Origin of the sequence: Burkholderia sp. BCC0397 (genome assembly GCF_902832865.1) — a bacterium.
GTDB lineage: Bacteria > Pseudomonadota > Gammaproteobacteria > Burkholderiales > Burkholderiaceae > Burkholderia.
Genome location: NZ_CADFDL010000012.1, coordinates 1 through 17,039 on the forward strand (window position 1 = coordinate 1; position 17,039 = coordinate 17,039).

The following is a 17,039-nucleotide window of genomic DNA, read 5'->3' on the forward strand; positions in this document are numbered from 1 at the left end:
GCGGCCCGCGGGCCGCTGCCTGACGCGCTACGGTTTGCCTCTTCTTCTTCATCGACATATCCATGACTTTTGCCTCTCATGATATGCCCCGCCCACAAAATGACGGATAGGTCCGCTAACCGCGGCCTGAACGAATTGCAGCGAGCGGTCGGTCCCGCCCCAAAGCCAATTGATCGAAACGCGTCGGGTAGCTTCGAAACACTCCCTCCCGCCGCGACCATTTTTCTCCTCAGGCGTGTGCATGCCAACCGCACCGCCATCGCTTTATGCCTGCGAGGAATGACTGTTATCGACGGCGCGTGCCTTCTTCGAGCGGGCGCCGACCTTCATCATTTGCTCACCGCCAACCAACAGGAGCAAAACGGTGAGCCACTTCCCGACCTACACGATCGATAACGCGCCGGCCGCGTCGAAGGCCAGCCTCGAAGACACGAAGCGCGCCTTCGGCTTCGTCCCCAACCTTCAGGCGCATATGGCGGAATCGCCCGCGCTGCTGGCCGGATACTCGGCGCTGTGGGATCTGTTCTCGACAAGCACGCTGACGCCGCACGAGCAGCAGGTCGTCTACCTGACCTCGAACTTCGAGAACGACTGCCACTACTGCATGGCCGGTCACAGCACGCTGGCAAAGATGATCAAGATGGACGCCGGCGTGATCGCCGCGCTGCGCGCGGGCACGCCGTTGCCCGATGCAAAGCTCGAAGCGCTGCATCGCTTCACGACGCTCGTGGTGCGTGAGCGTGGCTTCGTCCCGGACGCCGATGTCGACGCGTTCCTCGCCGCGGGCTACACCCGTCAGAACGTCCTTGAAGTGATTCTGGGCGTGGCAACCAAGGTGATGAGCAACTACACGAACCACATCGTCCACACCGAACTCGACGGCTTCATGGCCGGTAACGAGTGGACCAAACCGGTCGCTGTCGCTGCCTGAGCGGCGCCTGCGTCGCGTGATCGACGAGGTATCGCTGCGGCCGAAGCGGCACGCATTGCATCAGCGCAAAACGCAGCCTGAACCCACTGATTCGTTCGTTCCTCATTCCTCTCTTCCTCTCGACGGAGAATACGCATGTCACTGCAAGACAAACTCGACGCATTCCGGGCCGACTTCAAGGCAGGCAAGCCGCCGTTCAACGCACCGCCGGAGATTCATCCGGTGATGGAACGCGCCACGGCAGAACTGATTGCGAGCGGGCAGGCGGGTCGCGCGATCAAGGCCGGCGACCGCGCGCCGCATTTCAAACTGAAAGATCAGGACGGCAACGATGTGTCTTCCGGTGCGTTGCTGGTGAAGGGCCCGCTGGTGGTGACGTTCTATCGCGGCGTCTGGTGCCCATACTGCAATATCGAATTGCAGGCGATCAACGACGTGCTGCCGGAGATCCGGGCCTATGGCGCGAACGTCGTGGCGATCTCGCCGCAGACGCCGGTCAATAGCCGCAAGTCCGTGCGTACCAACGAACTGGGTTTTCCGGTGCTGAGCGACGTGAACGGTCAGACGGGTGCCGACTTCGGACTGCGTTTCGCGTTGCCCGACTATCTGGTCGAACTGTACAAAAACCTGAAAAACGATCTGCCGGCGTTCAATAACGACCCGAGCTGGACGTTGCCGATGCCTGCTCGCTATGTGATCGGTCAGAATGGCATCGTGCTGTATTCGGAGGTCAACCCCGATTACACGCGTCGTCCGGATCCGTCGGACATGTTCCCGGTTCTGGAAAAAGCGACGGCCAACGCCTGAGCGCTGCCGTTCAACGCTCACGGATCGCCACGCCGCACCGGGGAACCGGTCGCGGCATTTCCATTCCTTCCGGTTTCGTAAAGGACATTCGATGACACAGCGTACATTTCTCGTCACTGGCGCGACCAAGGGCATTGGCCTCGCGTTGACGGAACGGCTGATTGCCGACGGTCACCATGTGGTGGGTCTCGCGCGCGACGCGAGCGATTTTCCGGGCGAACTGGTCCGCGTCGATCTGGCCGACCGTGCCGCGACGGCCGCAGTGCTCGATGATCTCGTGCGTCGTCATACGTTCGACGGCGTCGTGAACAATGTCGCGCTGGTCAGGCCGCAGCGTCTGGGTGAGGTCGCGCTGAACGATCTCGACGACGTTCTCGCGCTGAATCTTCATCCTGCCGTGCAGACGGTGCAGGCGCTGCTTCCCGGCATGCGGGCCCGCGGCTGGGGGCGCGTCGTGAACATCTCGAGCCTGACGATTCTCGGGATGACGCAGCGCACAGCGTATGCAGCGGCCAAGGCAGCGCTGGTGAGTTTTGCGCGTTCGTGGGCGCTGGAACTGGCCGGCACCGGCATCACGGTGAATGCCGTCGCGCCGGGTCCGACCGAGACCGCGCTGTTTCGCGCGAACAATCCGCCGGGCAGCGAGGGCGAGAAGCGCTATCTCGCCGCCGTGCCGATGGGCCGTTTCGGCCAGCCTCATGAAATCGCCGCGACGATCGCGTTTCTGCTGTCCGATGCGGCGGCTTTCATGACCGGTCAGACGCTTTACGTCGACGGCGGAGCATCAATCGGCAAGCTTGCTTTCTGAGGACGGGCCGGCGGGACGGCTGCCGGCGGCACCGAGCACTTCTTCGACGAAGGCGATGAACGCTCTCGCCTTCGCACTGACCAGGCGTCCGGCCGGAAAGACTGCCCACAGGTCGATCGGGGGCAATTCCCAGTCGGTCAGTACCGCCTGAACCGTGCCGTCGGCGAGTTCCGGCGAGAACATCCATTCCGACGCGATCGCAAGGCCCAGTCCGCCGAGCACCGTCGTACGCATGCCTTCGGCGGCGCTGACGCTGACGCGTCCGGATACGACCACCGCCACTTCCTTGCCGTGCTGGCTGAACGACCAGGACTCGCCGCCGCCTCGCAACGAATACACGATCACCTGATGCTGACTGAGGTCCGCCGGCATTGTCGGCACGCCCGCCTCGGCGAGGTAGGCAGGCGTGCCGACAACCAGCCGGCGGCTTTGCGCGATGCGGCGCGCGGTCATCGTCGAATCGTCGAGCGATCCCATGCGCAGGGCAACGTCCACCCCTTTTTCGAGCAGATCGATGCTGCGGTCGTCCAGCACGATATCGATCTGCAAATCAGGGTGCCGATCGAGAAACGTCTTGAGCGAAGGGAGGATATGCAGCCGCGCGAAGGTCACGGCGGCGCTGATGCGCAGCACGCCGGCCAATCCGGTAGACGCGTCGCGCGCGACATGCTCGGCAAGATCGACTTCTTCAATGGCGCGCCGCGCGTGCTCGTAGAAGCGTTGACCGGCATCGGTGGGCGTCAGTCCGCGAGTCGAGCGCAACAGGAGTCGCACGCCGAGTCGCGCTTCGAGTTGCGCGATCGACTTCGAGACGGCCGGCTGCCCGAGTTTGAGTCGCTTGGCGGCGGCCGAGAACGAGCCCGCCTCCACGACGCTGACGTACGTTTCCATTGCTGCCATCCGGTCCATGCCGCTGCTTCTCCTTCTCCTTGAAGGACCATGAAGTCCGTGTCGTGGCCGAGATGTGCCAAGGGGCCAAGGCAGAAGTCTAGCGCGTCGGAACATGTGGCGGATGAAACTGCGGGCGATCGGTCTTTGCCGGCTGAAACCGCACGCACGATCACGGAAACGAATCGTAAAAGCAAACCGGGCTCGCGTGCAGGCTGGTTCAGATGACCGGCGCCTCGCCATGGAAGGAATAATCGGTGTAGCCGCGTGCATCGCCGCCATAGAACGTCGAGCGGTCGTAGCGGTTGAGCGGCGCCCCGACGCGCAGTCGCTCGGGCAGATCCGGATTGGAGATGAACAGGCGCCCGAATGCGACGAGATCGGCGTCGCCTGCTTCGATCATGCGATGCGCGCTATCCGCGGTGAAGCCGCCCGCCGCGATGAGCGTGCCTTTGAACACGCGCCGCAAGTCTTTCGCCGAGACCGCCGACGCTGCGGCGGCGACGTCATCGTTACCGCGCACACGCGGCTCGACCACATGCAGATACGCGAGCCCATAGCCATCCAGACGACGCGCGACATAGCCGAACGTGGCATGCGGATCGCTGTCGCACATCGTGCCGTACGAGCTTCCGGGCGAAAGACGGACCGCGATGCGGCCGGCCTCCCACACCGAACCGATTGCATCGAGCACCTCGAACAGAAAGCGTGCGCGGTTCTCGAGCGAGCCGCCGTATGCGTCCGTACGGTGATTCGAGCCGTCCCGCAGAAACTGGTCGGGCAGATAACCATTGGCGGCATGCAGTTCGACACCATCGAAGCCCGCCTGTTTCGCCAGCGCCGCCGCGTGACGGAATTCTTCGATCACGCCGGGAATTTCGTCGAGTGCGAGTGCACGCGGGAGCACCTGTTCGACTTCGATAACCTGGCCATTTTCGTCGTGGATTGCCGAGTGTTCACGGGCGCGCACGGCAGAAGGGGCGACCGGCAATGCTGCGCCGATGTTGGCGGGATGCGCCTGTCGTCCCGCATGCCAGAGTTGCACGAAGATGCGTCCCCCTTTCGCGTGGACAGCGTCGACAACACGTCGCCATCCGTGCGCATGTGCTTCGGTGTAGATCCCAGGCGCACCCACATAAGCGAAGCCGAGCGGAGACACGGAGGTCGCGTCGGAAATCAGCAAACCACCCGACGAGGCGCGCTGCGCGTAGTAATCGACCATCAGATCGCCGGGAACGTTGTGCGCGTCGGTGCGCATCCGTGTGAGCGGCGCCATGACGACGCGGTGGGCGAGCGGATAGGGGCCGACCTGAGTCGGGGTGAAGAGCGTGTTCATTGCGCGTTACCTGAAAAAAGTAAAGGAGGGGAGAGGGCCTCTGGATCTTCAGGGCAAGCGCGAATCTGCAGAAGACAGCACCGGGTGATAGCTGTCATTCCTGCTCGGAATAGCTTGAAGCGCGACGCGTCGAGCGTCATGGGGCATCGTCGGTTTCCTGCCGAGAGTAGCCGCCAGCTTCTGATGGACGACGAGCATCGGCGACGAACGTCGATATCCGCCTATCCAATTCCTTGCGGTCGTTCGTAGAAACCGACGCCGAAGCCGAAGGCCGGACGGCCAGCCCGCCGTTTTTCCCCTCAGGAAAACCCTGATCGACTCGGCACGCCGCCGGTTTCAACCGGTTTTCCCCCTGCCGAAACCAGCCGCGCCGCACCCCCGCCCAAGCGATATGCCGAACCCGCGCGACCGCGCTCCAGCAAGCCTTTCGGCCCGCATATCTAGCCAAAACAGGTATGGTGCATCGCAATATTTCGCGTCTTAAGCCTGATTTCCATACCTGTCAGGTATCAAAAATCCCGCCTAAAAGTATTGGACGCCCCATTTCCCCGCCGCGTATAAATCCGTCCCATGAACTCCCCCCACGCAGCGCGCCCCATGTCCTCCGCCACCATCGAACGCATCGAAACCCGCCTCGTCGACTTGCCGACGATCCGCCCGCACAAGCTGTCGGTGGCCACGATGCACGGCCAGACGCTGATGCTCGTGAAGGTGTTCTGCAGCGACGGCATGACGGGTATCGGCGAAGGCACGACGATCGCCGGGATGGCCTACGGCCCGGAAAGCCCGGAAGCGATGAAGCTCGCGATCGACGCGTACCTTGCGCCGGCGATCGTCGGCAAGGATGCGACGCGCGTCCAGACGCTGATGGCGTTCGTCGGCAAGCTCGCGAAGGTCAACCACTTCGCGAAGAGCGCGCTCGAAACCGCGCTGCTCGACGCGCACGGCAAGCGGCTCGGCGTGCCGGTCAGCGAACTGCTTGGCGGCCGCCGCCGCGATCGCCTGCCGGTTGCATGGACGCTCGCGTCGGGCGACACGGCCACCGACATCGCCGAAGCCGAACGCATGCTCGACCTGCGCCGCCACAACGTATTCAAGCTGAAGATCGGCGCGAAAGCGCCGGAAACGGATATCCGCCACGTGGCCGAGATCAAGAAGGCGCTCGGCGAGCGCGCATCGGTGCGCGTCGACGTGAACATGGCGTGGAGCGAAACGCAGGCCGCGCGTGCGATTCCGGCGCTGGCCGATGCCGGCTGCGAACTGGTCGAGCAGCCGGTGGCTTCCGCCGCGGCGCTGGCACGCCTGATGCGCCGCTTCCCCGTCGCGCTGATGGCCGATGAAATCCTGCAAGGCCCCGACAGCGCGTTCGAGATCGCGAAGCAGCACGGCGCGGACGTGTTCGCGATCAAGATCGAACAGAGCGGTGGCCTCTTCGCCGCGCAGCGCGTGGCCGCGATCGCGGATGCGGCCGGCATCGAGCTGTACGGCGGCACGATGCTCGAAGGCGCGTTCAGCACGGTCGCGTCCGCGCACCTGTTCGCGAGTGTTGCGAACCTGCAGTGGGGAACCGAACTGTTCGGACCACTACTGATCACCGAAGAAATCCTGACGCAGCCGCTGGATTACAGCGACTTCGAACTGACCGTGCCGGACGGCCCCGGTCTCGGCATCGCGCTCGACGAGGACAAGGTCAGGCGCTTCACCCGCGACGGGCTGACGAAAGTCGTGCGGTAATCGGGTCAGGCAAAGACCGTCATCCCCCAAATACACATGGAGACACCATCATGAGCATCAAAGTTTTCGATACCCGGGAAGTGCAGGACCTGCTGAAGGCCGCATCGAACGCAGGTGCGAACGGCACGAATGGCACGAGGGGCGACGCACGTACGCAGCAGATCGTGCTGCGCCTGCTCGGCGACCTGTTCAAGGCGATCGACGATCTCGACATCACGCCCGACGAAGTATGGGCCGGCGTGAACTACCTGAACAAGCTTGGTCAGGATGGCGAAGCAGCGCTGCTCGCGGCCGGCCTCGGTCTCGAGAAGTATCTCGACATCCGGATGGACGCCGAGGATGAAGCGATCGGCCTGAATGGCGGCACGCCGCGCACGATCGAAGGGCCGCTGTACGTGGCCGGCGCACCGGTGCGCGACGGCGTCGCGAAGATCGACCTCGACGCGGACGAAGGCGCGGGCCCGCTCGTGATCCACGGCACGGTCACGGGGCTCGACGGCAAGCCGGTGGCCGGCGCGCTGGTCGAGTGCTGGCACGCGAACTCGCACGGCTTCTACTCGCACTTCGACCCGACCGGCGCGCAGAGCGATTTCAACCTGCGCGGCGCGGTGAAGACGGGCGCGGACGGCAAATACGAATTCCGCACGCTGATGCCGGTCGGCTACGGCTGCCCGCCGCAGGGCGCGACTCAGCAACTGCTGAACCGCCTCGGCCGCCACGGCAATCGTCCCGCGCACGTGCACTTCTTCGTGACGAGCGGCGGCCACCGCAAGCTGACGACGCAATTCAACATCGACGGCGATCCGCTGATCTGGGATGACTTCGCGTATGCGACGCGCGAGGAGCTGATTCCGCCCGTGGTCGCCAAGACCGGCGGTCTCGCGCTCGGCATGAAGGCCGACGCGTACCAGGACATCGAGTTCAACTTCGTGCTGACGCCGCTGGTACAGGGCCAGGACAACCAGATCGTCGAACGCCCGCGCGCTTCGGCCACGGCATAACCCGGCCGGCGGCACGGCGGCCGCGCACGTGCGCCGCCGCTGCCGGCCGGTCCCCCGAGATTCAACCGATACCGATGCGAGCGTGCTTGCAGGACGCGGCACGCGCATCGGAGGAGCCATCATGTCCGCCACGATCGACCCCACCAACACACTGGATCATCTGCTCGAAACCGCTGTGCAGGATGACAAGGAGGCCGGCATCTTCCGCTGCCGCCGCGACATCTTCACGAACGCGGAGCTGTACGAGCTCGAGATGAAGCACATCTTCGAGGGCAACTGGGTGTACCTGGCGCACGAAAGCCAGATTCCCGACAACAACGATTACTACACGACGTGGATCGGCCGTCAGCCGGTCGTCATCACGCGCGACAAGACCGGCGAGCTGCATGCGGTCATCAATGCCTGTGCGCACAAGGGCGCGATGCTGTGCCGCCGCAAGCACGGCAACAAGGGCAGCTTCACGTGCCCGTTCCACGGCTGGACCTTCTCGAACACCGGCAAGCTGCTGAAGGTGAAGGACGAGAAGACGACCGAGTACCCGGTGCAGTTCAACACGCACGGCTCGCACGACCTGAAAAAGGTCGCGCGCTTCGCGAACTATCGCGGCTTCCTGTTCGGCAGCCTCAACGCCGACGTGCTGCCGCTCGAGGACTACCTCGGCGAAGCGCGCGTGATCATCGACCAGATCGTCGACCAGGCGCCGAACGGGCTCGAAGTGCTGCGCGGCAACTCGTCCTACATCTACGAAGGCAACTGGAAGATGCAGATGGAGAACGGCTGCGACGGCTATCACGTCAGCACCGTGCACTGGAACTATGCGGCGACGATGGGCCGCCGCAAGGAGGACGGCACCAAGGCGGTCGACGCGAACGGCTGGAGCAAGTCGGTCGCGGGCGTGTACGGGTTCGAACACGGCCACATCCTGCTGTGGACCAAGACGATGAACCCGGAAGTGCGGCCCGTGTACCAGCATCGTGACGAGATCAAGGCACGCGTGGGCGACGTGCAGGCCGATTTCATCGTGAACCAGACGCGCAACCTGTGCGTGTACCCGAACGTGTTCCTGATGGACCAGTTCAGCACGCAGATTCGCGTGGTGCGGCCGCTCGGTGTCGACAGGACCGAAGTCACGATCTTCTGCTTTGCGCCGAAGGGCGAAAGCGAAGCGGATCGCACGACGCGGATTCGTCAGTACGAGGATTTCTTCAACGTGACCGGGATGGGCACGGCCGACGATCTCGAGGAGTTCCGCGCGTGCCAGGCCGGCTATGCGGGCATCGCGGCGGTGTGGAACGACCTGTCGCGCGGCGCGCCGCTGTGGGTCCAAGGGCCGGACGAAAACGCGCGAAAGATGGGGCTGAACCCACGCATTTCCGGCGAGCGCAGCGAGGACGAAGGGCTGTTCGTGTGTCAGCACGAACACTGGGTGAACGTGATGCGCGATGCACTGAAGAAGGAACGCGGGGAGGTGGCGGCATGAGCTTCGATTACCGGACGATTTGCGCGGCGCTGTATCGCGAAGCGCGCCTGCTCGACGATCGCGAGTGGGACGAGTGGCTGACCTGCTACACCGACGACGTCACGTACTGGATGCCCGCGTGGGACGACGATGACCATCCGACCGACGATCCGCAGAGCCAGATCTCGCTGATGTACTACGCGGATCGCGGCGGCCTCGAGGATCGTGTGTTCCGGATCAAGACCGAGCGCAGCGGCGCGTCGACGCCCGAGCCGCGCACCAGCCACAACGTGACGAACGTCGAGGTGCTGGCCGAACGCGATGGCGAGGTGGACGTGCGCTACAACTTCCACACGCTGAACCACCGCTACCGCGTGACCGATCACTTCTTCGGCACGATGTTCGTCACGTTGCGGCGCTCGGGCGACGCGCTGCTGATCTCGAACAAGAAGATCGTGCTGAAGAACGACTACATCCGGCAGGTGCTCGACGTGTACCACGTCTGACGCCGATTGTTTCGACAGGAAGGAAAGGGAGGCGACGTCATGTCCACCTACAAGATTGCACTGAACTTCGAGGACGGGGTCACCCGCTTCATCGACTGCAAGGCCGGCGAGAAAGTGCTCGACGCGGCCTTTCGCGCGAAGATCAACCTGCCGATGGATTGCTCCGACGGCGTGTGCGGCACCTGCAAGTGCCGCGCCGAAAGCGGCCGCTACGACCTCGGCGACGATTACATCGACGACGCGCTCACCGAGGACGAAAAGGACGGCGGCCTCGTGCTGACGTGCCAGATGGTGCCGCAAAGCGATTGCGTGATCGTGGTGCCGACGTCGTCGGTCGCCTGCAAGACCGGGCAGAGCAGCTTTGCCGCGACGGTCACGAAGGTCGAGCAGCACAACGATGCGGCCGTCGTGCTCGAACTCGACGTCGGCGCGAGTGCGCCGGTGTTCCTGCCGGGTCAGTACGTGAACATCGGCGTGCCGGGCAGCGGCCAGCACCGCTCGTATTCGTTCTCGTCGGCACCGGGCGACACGAAGGTCGGTTTCCTGATCAAGAAGATTCCCGGCGGCGTGATGAGCACGTGGCTCGCATCCGCGACACCCGGCGACACGCTCGAACTGCACGGGCCGCTCGGCAGCTTCTACCTGCGCGACGTCGCGCGGCCGCTGCTATTCCTCGCCGGCGGCACGGGCCTCGCGCCGTTCCTGTCGATGCTCGAGGTGCTCGCGCGCAGTGGCTCGCAGCAGAAGGTGCACCTGATCTACGGCGTCACGCGCGATCTCGATCTCGTGCTGGTCGACGCGATCGAAGCCTATGCGGCGAAACTGCCGAACTTCAGCTTCGCGACGGTCGTTGCCGATGCGGCATCGAGCCACGAACGCAAGGGCTGGGTTACGCAGCACATCCCGGCCGACGCGCTGAACAATGGTGACGTGGACGTCTATCTGTGCGGGCCGCCGCCGATGGTCGATGCAGTGCGCCAGTACTTCGACGACGCAGGCGTGAAGCCGCACAGCTTCCACTACGAGAAGTTCACCCCCAACGTCACGGCAAAGGCGGCATGACCATGCAACGATTCTCCGGCAAGGTCGTCGTCGTCACCGGCGCGGCGCAGGGCATCGGCCGCGGTGTCGCACTGCGCGCGGCGGCCGAGGGTGGCAAGGTGCTGTTCGTCGATCGCGCGGATTTCGTCGCCGACGTCGCGGCCGAAGCGCAGGGCGGCGGCACGGCCGGCTTCGTCGCCGATCTCGAAACGTACGAAGGCGCACATGCGGCGATTGCGCACGCGGTGCAGACGTTCGGCGGCATCGACATCCTGATCAACGGCGTCGGCGGCGCGATTCGCATGCGACCGTTCGCGGCGTTCGAGCCGGCACAGATCGACGCGGAAATCCGCCGCTCGCTGATGCCGACGCTCTATGCGTGTCACGCCGTGCTGCCGCACCTGATCGCGCGCGGCGGCGGTACGATCGTCAACGTCTCGTCGAACGCAACGCGCGGCATTCGCCGCGTGCCGTACTCGGCGGCGAAAGGCGGCGTGAATGCGTTGACGTCGGCGCTTGCGATGGAGTACGCGGAACACAACATCCGCGTCGTCGCGACCGCGCCCGGGGGGACCAGCGCGCCGCCGCGCCGCGTGCCGCGCAATGCGGCCGGCGACACCGAGCAGGAACAGGCGTGGATGGGCGAGGCCGTGCGGCAGGTGACCGAATCGACGTACTTCAAGCGCTACGGCAGCCTCGACGAACAGATCGCGCCGATCCTGTTCCTCGCGTCGGACGAAGCGAGCTATATCACCGGTACGGTGCTGCCGGTCGCGGGCGGGGATACGGGTTGAGCGGCACGCGTGGCGATTCGCTCGCATCACACGTGCACGTGTGGCAGCCGCGCGTGCACGCGATGACGACCATCACATAACCGGCCGGTGCAACAAGCCCGGCCGCGGAGACACTCATGAGCAAACGCGAAGCGATCATCCCGGCCGGCATGGAGGCCGTGTACGAAAAAATCGGCTATGCGCCGGCGATCAAGGTCGGCGATACCGTTTACGTGTCCGGTCAGATCGGCCGCGACGCGGCGATGCAGCTGGTCGACGGCCGCGAAGCGCAGATCGTGCAGGCGTTCGAGAACCTGAAGCGCGTGCTGGACGCGGCCGGCGCATCGCTCGACGACGTGGTCGACCTCACGACCTTCCATACCGACATGCGCGACCTGCCGTTGTTCATGCAGGTGCGCGACCGCTATTTCCATGCGCATCCGCGGCCGGCGTGGACCGCGACCGGCGCGCACATGCTCGGCGGTTCGCCCGGCTATATCGTCGAGATCAAGGCGGTGGCGGTGCTGCAGCGGTGACCGACGGGTATCGTTGCGCCGGATCCGCGCTTCCCACCGATAGGGCGATTGCGTCGATCATTCCGTCATCCGAGCCGGAATTTCTTCCGCAGGCTCGAATCGACGGGGCCGGCCGGCATGAAGCGCCGTAGCGTGCGCAAAAGCGATGCCTCGCCGCTCGGCGTGCGCCGCATGCGCCACGCGCCGAGCGCGGCGTCGACGATGGTGGCGGCCACGCCGTCGGGCGCCGGCGCAGCTTTGACGCTGTCGACGACGGCGCGTGCGGCGAGCGCGCGTTCACGGCCGTAATCGTCGATTCGTGCGCCGGTCTGCGGCGCATTGACGTCGAGGTTGGTCCGCGTAAACGACGGTTCGACCAGCGTCGCGCGAATGCCGAACTGGCGCACCTCGTGATCCAGCGTTTCGGTCAATCCCTCGACCGCATGCTTGGACGCCGCATAGAGGCCCATGTACGGCGCCGGCAGGAACCCGAGCACCGAGCTGACGTTGATGATGCGTCCGCCGCGTCGTGCGCGCATGTGCGGTAGCACCGCCTGCACCGTGCGCAGGATGCTGAACACGTTGGTGTCGAACAAGGCCGTCGCTTCGGCCACCGACGTTTCCTCCACCGCGCCGATCAGGCTCGTTCCCGCGTTGTTGACGAGCACGTCGATCCGCGCGGCGCGCTCGATGATCGTCTGGATTCCGGATCGAACGGACGCATCGTCGCGCACGTCCATCTCGATCAACTCGACGCCGGCGACGGGCGCAGTGCCGGCGATGCTGCGCACGGTGCCGAACACGCGGCACCCGCGTTTGGCGAACTGCTCTGCGGCCGCGCGCCCGATACCCGACGACACGCCGGTCACGACGACAACGGTGGAATTCGACATGGCGGCTTCCTTCGATACGGTGAATGGAGGGTGCGTGTCAATCGCGCGCGTCGAGCGCGGGCTGAAGCGCAGGCTCGCCCGGCGACGCCGGTTCATGCCGGCCGTGATGCGAGCCGGCGGCATGGCCGGGCCGGATCCTGAACCAGATCGCATACATCGCCGGCAGGAACACCAGCGTCAGCACCGTGCCGGCGAACGTGCCGCCGATCAGCGTGTACGCGAGCGTGCCCCAGAACACCGAATGCGTGAGCGGAATGAACGCGAGCACGGCCGCCATCGCGGTCAGGATCACCGGACGCGCACGCTGCACGGTCGCTTCGACGACCGCATGGAACGGATCCAGTCCCGCCTGTTCGTTCTGGTGAATCTGCCCGATCAGGATCAGCGTGTTGCGCATCAGGATGCCCGACAGTGCAACGAGCCCGACCAACGCGTTGATGCCGAACGGTTGCCGGAACAGGATCAGCGTCGGCACCACGCCGATCAATCCCAATGGGCTCGTCAGGAACACCATCACCATCGCGGAAGTCGAGCGCACCTGGAAGATGATGATGATCAGCGTCACCGCCAGCATGATCGGGAACAGCGGCGCCATGGCCGTCGTCGCCTTGGCCGATTCCTCGGTCGAGCCCGCCTGTTCGATGCGGTAGCCGCCCGGCAGTTTGTCCATGATGGGCTGAAGCTGCCGGGTGATTGCCGTCGAGACGTCCGGCGGCTGCAAGCCGTCGGCGATGTCGCCCTGTACCGTGATCGTCGGCACGCGGTCGCGCCAGCGCATGATCGGCTCCTCCATCCGCACGTCGACCTTGCCGACCTGCGATAGCGGAACGCGTTGGCCGTTCGCGCCGGCCAGCGTGAAGTCGCCGAGCCGCGCCGGATCGAGCCGCGCCTCACCGCCCGAACGCGCGATCACCTGCACGGTGCGGATATCTTCGCGCACCTCGGTGACGGGTACGCCGGTGAGCAGGAACTGCAGTTGTTGCGCGACCGCGCTCGATGTCAGCCCCACCGCCTGCAAGCGGTCCTGCTGCAACGTGAAGTGCAGCGTCGGCGCGCGCGTGCCCCAGTCGGCGTTGACCGTGCGCATCATCGGGCTGCGGTGCATCACGCGTTCGACGTCGGCCGCGATGCCGCGCAGCTTGTCCGGATCGGGTCCCGTGATCCGATAGGCCACCGGGAACGGCGAATACGGGCCGAACACGAGCTGCGTCACGCGCACGCGCGCTTCGGGCGCAAGGCCGTCCGCGATCGCGCGCCGCAGTCGCGCCTTCAGCGCATCGCGGGCGTCCTGGCTGTCCGTCCGAATCACGATCTTCGCGAACGACGGATCGGGCAGCTCGGGCCCCATCGCCAGATAGAAACGCGGCGCGCCTTGCCCGACGTACGCGGTGACGATCTCGGCCTCCTTCTGTTTGGCGAGCCACGCTTCCACCTTTGCCGTCGCGGCGCTCGTTTGCGAGATGGATGTGCCATACGGCATCTGCACCTCGACGAGCACTTCGGGGCGATCGGAGATCGGGAAGAACTGTTTCTTGACGACCGCCATGCCGAGAATGGCGAGCACGAACAGGCCGACGACCGACCCGGCGACCAGCCATTTGCGCGCGATCACGCGCGTGAGCAACTGACGGAAGCGGTTGTAGCGCGGCGTGTCGTAGATCGCGTCGTGGCCGCCTTCGATCTTCCTGAAGTCGGGCAGCATCTTTACGCCGAGATAGGGCGTGAATACCACCGCGACGACCCACGATGCGATCAGCGCGATCCCGACGATCCAGAACATGTTGCTGGTGTATTCGCCCGCACTGGATCGCGCGAAACCGTTCGGCATGAAGCCGACCGCGGTCACCAGCGTGCCGGCCAGCATCGGCGCGGCCGTATGGCTCCACGCATAGGCCGACGCGGCGATGCGGCCGTAGCCTTCCTCCATCTTCACGACCATCATTTCGATCGCGATGATCGCGTCGTCGACGAGCAGCCCGAGCGCGAGGATCAGCGAGCCGAGCGTGATGCGGTCGAAGTTCTTGCCCGTTGCGGCCATGACCACGAACACGATGGCCAGCGTCAACGGTACGGCCGCGGCGACGACGAGGCCCACGCGCCAGCCCATGCTGACGAAGCTCACCAGCATCACCACCAGCAGCGCGGCGAAGAACTTGATCATGAACTCGTCGACCGCGGAGCTGATGTTGACCGCCTGGTCGGTGACCTTGGTCAGACTCATGCCGAGCGGCAACTCGCGGTTGATCGCGCCGACTTCGCCGTCCAGGGCCCGGCCGAGGTCGAGCCCGTTCCAGCCGTCGCGCATCACGACGCCGAGCAGCAGCGCCGGTTCGCCGTTGTTGCGGATCATGAAGGTCGCCGGATCTTCATAGCCGCGCTCGACGGTGGCGATGTCGGACAGCTTCAGCGTGCGGCCCTGCACGACGATCGGCGTGTCGCGAATCTTCTGCAGCTTGTCGAACGCGCCGTCCAGGCGAATGAAGATCTCCGGCCCGCGGGTCTCGACGGAGCCGGCCGGCGTCAGCGCGTTCTGGCCGTTGAGCGCGGCGAACACCTCCTGCGGGCTGACGCCGAGCGTCGCGAGCCGGTCGTGCGACAGCTGCACGTAGATGCGCTCGGCCTGCTCGCCGATGATGTTGATCTTCTTCACGCCCGGCACATGCAGCAGCCGCTGGCGCAGCGTTTCGGCATCGCGAACCAGCAGGCGCTGCGGTTCGCCCTTGGCCTTCAGCGCGAACAGCGCGAATGTGACGTCCGCGTATTCGTCGTTGACCATCGGCCCGATCACGCCCGACGGAAGATTGTTCGCCTCGTCGCCGATCTTTTTCCGTGCCTGGTAGAACTGCTCCTGCACTTCCGACGGCGGCGTGCCGTCGAGCAGCGTCAGCGTCGTGAACGCGAGCCCGGGCCGCGTATAGGTTTCGCTCCGGTCGTACCAGCGCAGCTCCTGCAGGCGCTTTTCGATCTTTTCGGTGACCTGATCGTGCATTTCCTGCGCGGTGGCGCCCGGCCAGGCAGTGACGATGGTCATCACCTTGACCGTGAATGCGGGGTCTTCCGCGCGGCCCAGCTTGAAGAACGACACGAGCCCCGCGAGCGAGATCAGGCAGATCAGGAACAGCGTGATCGCGCGCTCGCGCACGGCGAGCGCCGACAGGTTGAATCGGCCTTCGCTCACGGTCGTGCTCCTTCGCTCGCGACCGCGACGGCCTGCGCGGACACGCGGACCGCTTCGCCTTCGCGTAACAGCTGGGCGCCGAGCGCGACGACGCGGTCGCCTTGCTTGAGTGCGCCGTCGCCGGACACGCGCGCGTTGTCGTCGTCGAGATGCTCGACCTTGACCGGCCGCCACGCCACCTTGGCCGGTTCGCCGGCGACGACCCATACGCCGGGCCCGTTGCCCGCGTCCAGCAGCGCGCCGATCGGCACCTGCATGCCGCGTTGCGACGCCGCGTGCGCGTCGTCCGGGATGCGGATCGTGACGGTCGCGCCCAGCGGCGCATCGGCCAGCGCGCCTTGCAGCACGTAGCGCGCTTCGAAAGTACGCGTTCTCGCATCCGCGGTATCGGAAAGCTGGCGCAGCGTCGCGGGGACGCCGACGTCCGGCTTGCCGAACAGCCCGGCCTGCGCGACCGATCCGACGGCCGGGCGCAGCGTTTCCGGCAGCTGGATCACGGCCTCGCGGCTGCCGGCGTGCGCGAGCCGCACCACCGGCTGGCCCGCGCTGACGACCTGGCCGGGCTCCGCGAGCGTTTCCATCACCACGCCGTCGCCGTCCGCGACGAGTTGCGCATAGCCGGTCGCATTGCGCGCGACGTCGGCGTCGGCCTCGGCGGCGCTCAGTTGTGCTTTCGCGGCATCGGCCGCCGCCTTGATCTGGTCATAGGCCGACGCCGATATCGCGCCGGTGCCGCGCAGGTCGCGGTAGCGGGCTTCGTCCTCGGCGGTCTGCCGCGCGCGGGCCCGTGCGGCGGCCACCGCCTCGTCGCGGGCGCGCGCCGCGAGCTTCAGGTCGACCGGGTCGAGCCGCATCAGCGGCTGGCCGCGCCGCACGGTTTGCCCGGTATCGACGAGCCGCTCCAGCACCTTGCCGGATACCCGGAACCCGAGATCGCTCTGCACGCGTGCGGCGACGGTTCCGGTGAACGAGCGGGACGCGGGAACGGCCGCCTGCACGACGGCGGTACGCACGAGCGGCGCCTCCGTGCGCGGATCCGAAGGCGCTTTTCCGTTGCAGGCGGCTAGCGCGAGGGGCAGCGCGGAAGCGACTGCGAAGAAAGCGAGGCGACGCCGAACCATGAAAGACCCAGTGACGAAGTGATCGGGGCTTTCATTGTGTATCTAGTG

At 65.5% G+C, this 17,039-nt stretch carries 15 protein-coding genes; 10 read left to right on the plus strand and 5 right to left on the minus strand.

Features of this window, described 5'->3' with window-relative positions; translation table 11 throughout:
• Nucleotides 1-364 precede the first annotated feature (364 nt).
• The 3 genes from HWX03_RS27985 (at nt 365) to HWX03_RS27995 (ending at nt 2,546) form a co-directional block, all read left to right on the plus strand.
• Nucleotides 365-931 (plus strand): carboxymuconolactone decarboxylase family protein, encoded by a 567-nt coding sequence (locus HWX03_RS27985; protein ID WP_175873485.1) that lies wholly within the window; start codon nt 365-367, stop codon nt 929-931.
• Between the two features lie 135 nt (nt 932-1,066).
• The gene (locus HWX03_RS27990; RefSeq protein ID WP_175873486.1) at nt 1,067-1,738 is read left to right on the plus strand and encodes a peroxiredoxin-like family protein; all 672 of its coding nucleotides are present in this window, start codon (nt 1,067-1,069) and stop codon (nt 1,736-1,738) included.
• Between the two features lie 91 nt (nt 1,739-1,829).
• Entirely contained in the window at nt 1,830-2,546 is a 717-nt protein-coding gene (locus HWX03_RS27995) for an SDR family oxidoreductase (protein ID WP_175873487.1), read from the plus strand.
• Here HWX03_RS27995 and HWX03_RS28000 read toward each other — a convergent pair.
• Nucleotides 2,523-3,455 carry a LysR family transcriptional regulator gene (locus HWX03_RS28000; protein WP_175873488.1) on the minus strand — a complete coding sequence of 311 codons (933 nt, stop codon included), beginning with the start codon at nt 3,453-3,455 and terminating at the stop codon, nt 2,523-2,525. The two genes, HWX03_RS27995 and HWX03_RS28000, sit on opposite strands and share 24 nt — an antisense overlap.
• Before the next feature lie 199 nt (nt 3,456-3,654).
• Complete coding sequence (locus HWX03_RS28005; RefSeq protein WP_175873489.1) at nt 3,655-4,770, minus strand: alkene reductase; 1,116 nt, start codon at nt 4,768-4,770, stop codon at nt 3,655-3,657.
• A gap of 597 nt (nt 4,771-5,367) precedes the next feature.
• On the opposite strand from HWX03_RS28005, the gene HWX03_RS28010 reads away from it, so the two are divergent.
• The 7 genes from HWX03_RS28010 to HWX03_RS28040 all read left to right on the plus strand — a co-directional run bounded on the left by HWX03_RS28010 (nt 5,368) and on the right by HWX03_RS28040 (nt 11,820).
• Entirely contained in the window at nt 5,368-6,504 is a 1,137-nt protein-coding gene (locus tag HWX03_RS28010; RefSeq protein WP_175873490.1) for a muconate/chloromuconate family cycloisomerase, read from the plus strand.
• A 50-nt stretch (nt 6,505-6,554) separates the two neighbouring features.
• A complete protein-coding gene (catA, locus tag HWX03_RS28015) occupies nt 6,555-7,505 on the plus strand; it encodes a catechol 1,2-dioxygenase (RefSeq protein ID WP_175873491.1) in 951 nt (316 codons plus the stop codon).
• A 121-nt stretch (nt 7,506-7,626) separates the two neighbouring features.
• Nucleotides 7,627-8,985: a Rieske 2Fe-2S domain-containing protein gene (locus tag HWX03_RS28020; protein WP_175873492.1), complete on the plus strand. Its 1,359-nt coding sequence runs from the start codon at nt 7,627-7,629 to the stop codon at nt 8,983-8,985.
• Nucleotides 8,982-9,470, plus strand: coding sequence for a benzoate 1,2-dioxygenase small subunit (benB, locus tag HWX03_RS28025; protein WP_175821338.1), 489 nt, complete (start codon nt 8,982-8,984; stop codon nt 9,468-9,470). Before HWX03_RS28020 ends, benB begins: the two co-directional genes overlap by 4 nt.
• A 39-nt stretch (nt 9,471-9,509) precedes the next feature.
• Complete coding sequence (gene benC, locus HWX03_RS28030) at nt 9,510-10,532, plus strand: benzoate 1,2-dioxygenase electron transfer component BenC (RefSeq protein ID WP_175873493.1); 1,023 nt, start codon at nt 9,510-9,512, stop codon at nt 10,530-10,532.
• The gene (benD, locus tag HWX03_RS28035) at nt 10,529-11,305 is read left to right on the plus strand and encodes a benzoate diol dehydrogenase BenD (RefSeq protein ID WP_175873494.1); all 777 of its coding nucleotides are present in this window, start codon (nt 10,529-10,531) and stop codon (nt 11,303-11,305) included. Before benC ends, benD begins: the two co-directional genes overlap by 4 nt.
• Nucleotides 11,306-11,421: 116 nt before the next feature.
• Nucleotides 11,422-11,820, plus strand: a complete 399-nt coding sequence (locus HWX03_RS28040; RefSeq protein WP_175873495.1) for a RidA family protein — start codon at nt 11,422-11,424, stop codon at nt 11,818-11,820.
• 65 nt (nt 11,821-11,885) lie between these two features.
• Here the strand turns inward: HWX03_RS28040 and HWX03_RS28045 are convergent, their stop codons facing one another.
• Genes HWX03_RS28045 through HWX03_RS28055 form a run of 3 tightly spaced genes read right to left on the minus strand, consistent with a single transcriptional unit; the run spans nt 11,886 to nt 16,991 of the window.
• Nucleotides 11,886-12,692: an oxidoreductase gene (locus HWX03_RS28045; RefSeq protein WP_175873496.1), complete on the minus strand. Its 807-nt coding sequence runs from the start codon at nt 12,690-12,692 to the stop codon at nt 11,886-11,888.
• A gap of 37 nt (nt 12,693-12,729) precedes the next feature.
• Complete coding sequence (locus HWX03_RS28050; RefSeq protein WP_175873497.1) at nt 12,730-15,870, minus strand: efflux RND transporter permease subunit; 3,141 nt, start codon at nt 15,868-15,870, stop codon at nt 12,730-12,732.
• A complete protein-coding gene (locus HWX03_RS28055; RefSeq protein WP_175873498.1) occupies nt 15,867-16,991 on the minus strand; it encodes an efflux RND transporter periplasmic adaptor subunit in 1,125 nt (374 codons plus the stop codon). Before HWX03_RS28055 ends, HWX03_RS28050 begins: the two co-directional genes overlap by 4 nt.
• Between the last annotated feature and the right edge of the window lie 48 nt (nt 16,992-17,039).

Coding starts and splice junctions, on each gene's coding strand:
- HWX03_RS27990 (WP_175873486.1), top strand. CDS start 1,067: ATGTCACTGCAAGACAAACTCGACGCATTCCGGGCCGACTTCAAGGCA.
- HWX03_RS27995 (WP_175873487.1), top strand. CDS start 1,830: ATGACACAGCGTACATTTCTCGTCACTGGCGCGACCAAGGGCATTGGC.
- HWX03_RS28000 (WP_175873488.1), bottom strand. CDS start 3,455: ATGGACCGGATGGCAGCAATGGAAACGTACGTCAGCGTCGTGGAGGCG.
- HWX03_RS28005 (WP_175873489.1), bottom strand. CDS start 4,770: ATGAACACGCTCTTCACCCCGACTCAGGTCGGCCCCTATCCGCTCGCC.
- HWX03_RS28010 (WP_175873490.1), top strand. CDS start 5,368: ATGTCCTCCGCCACCATCGAACGCATCGAAACCCGCCTCGTCGACTTG.
- catA (WP_175873491.1), top strand. CDS start 6,555: ATGAGCATCAAAGTTTTCGATACCCGGGAAGTGCAGGACCTGCTGAAG.
- HWX03_RS28020 (WP_175873492.1), top strand. CDS start 7,627: ATGTCCGCCACGATCGACCCCACCAACACACTGGATCATCTGCTCGAA.
- benB (WP_175821338.1), top strand. CDS start 8,982: ATGAGCTTCGATTACCGGACGATTTGCGCGGCGCTGTATCGCGAAGCG.
- benC (WP_175873493.1), top strand. CDS start 9,510: ATGTCCACCTACAAGATTGCACTGAACTTCGAGGACGGGGTCACCCGC.
- benD (WP_175873494.1), top strand. CDS start 10,529: ATGACCATGCAACGATTCTCCGGCAAGGTCGTCGTCGTCACCGGCGCG.
- HWX03_RS28040 (WP_175873495.1), top strand. CDS start 11,422: ATGAGCAAACGCGAAGCGATCATCCCGGCCGGCATGGAGGCCGTGTAC.
- HWX03_RS28045 (WP_175873496.1), bottom strand. CDS start 12,692: ATGTCGAATTCCACCGTTGTCGTCGTGACCGGCGTGTCGTCGGGTATC.
- HWX03_RS28055 (WP_175873498.1), bottom strand. CDS start 16,991: ATGGTTCGGCGTCGCCTCGCTTTCTTCGCAGTCGCTTCCGCGCTGCCC.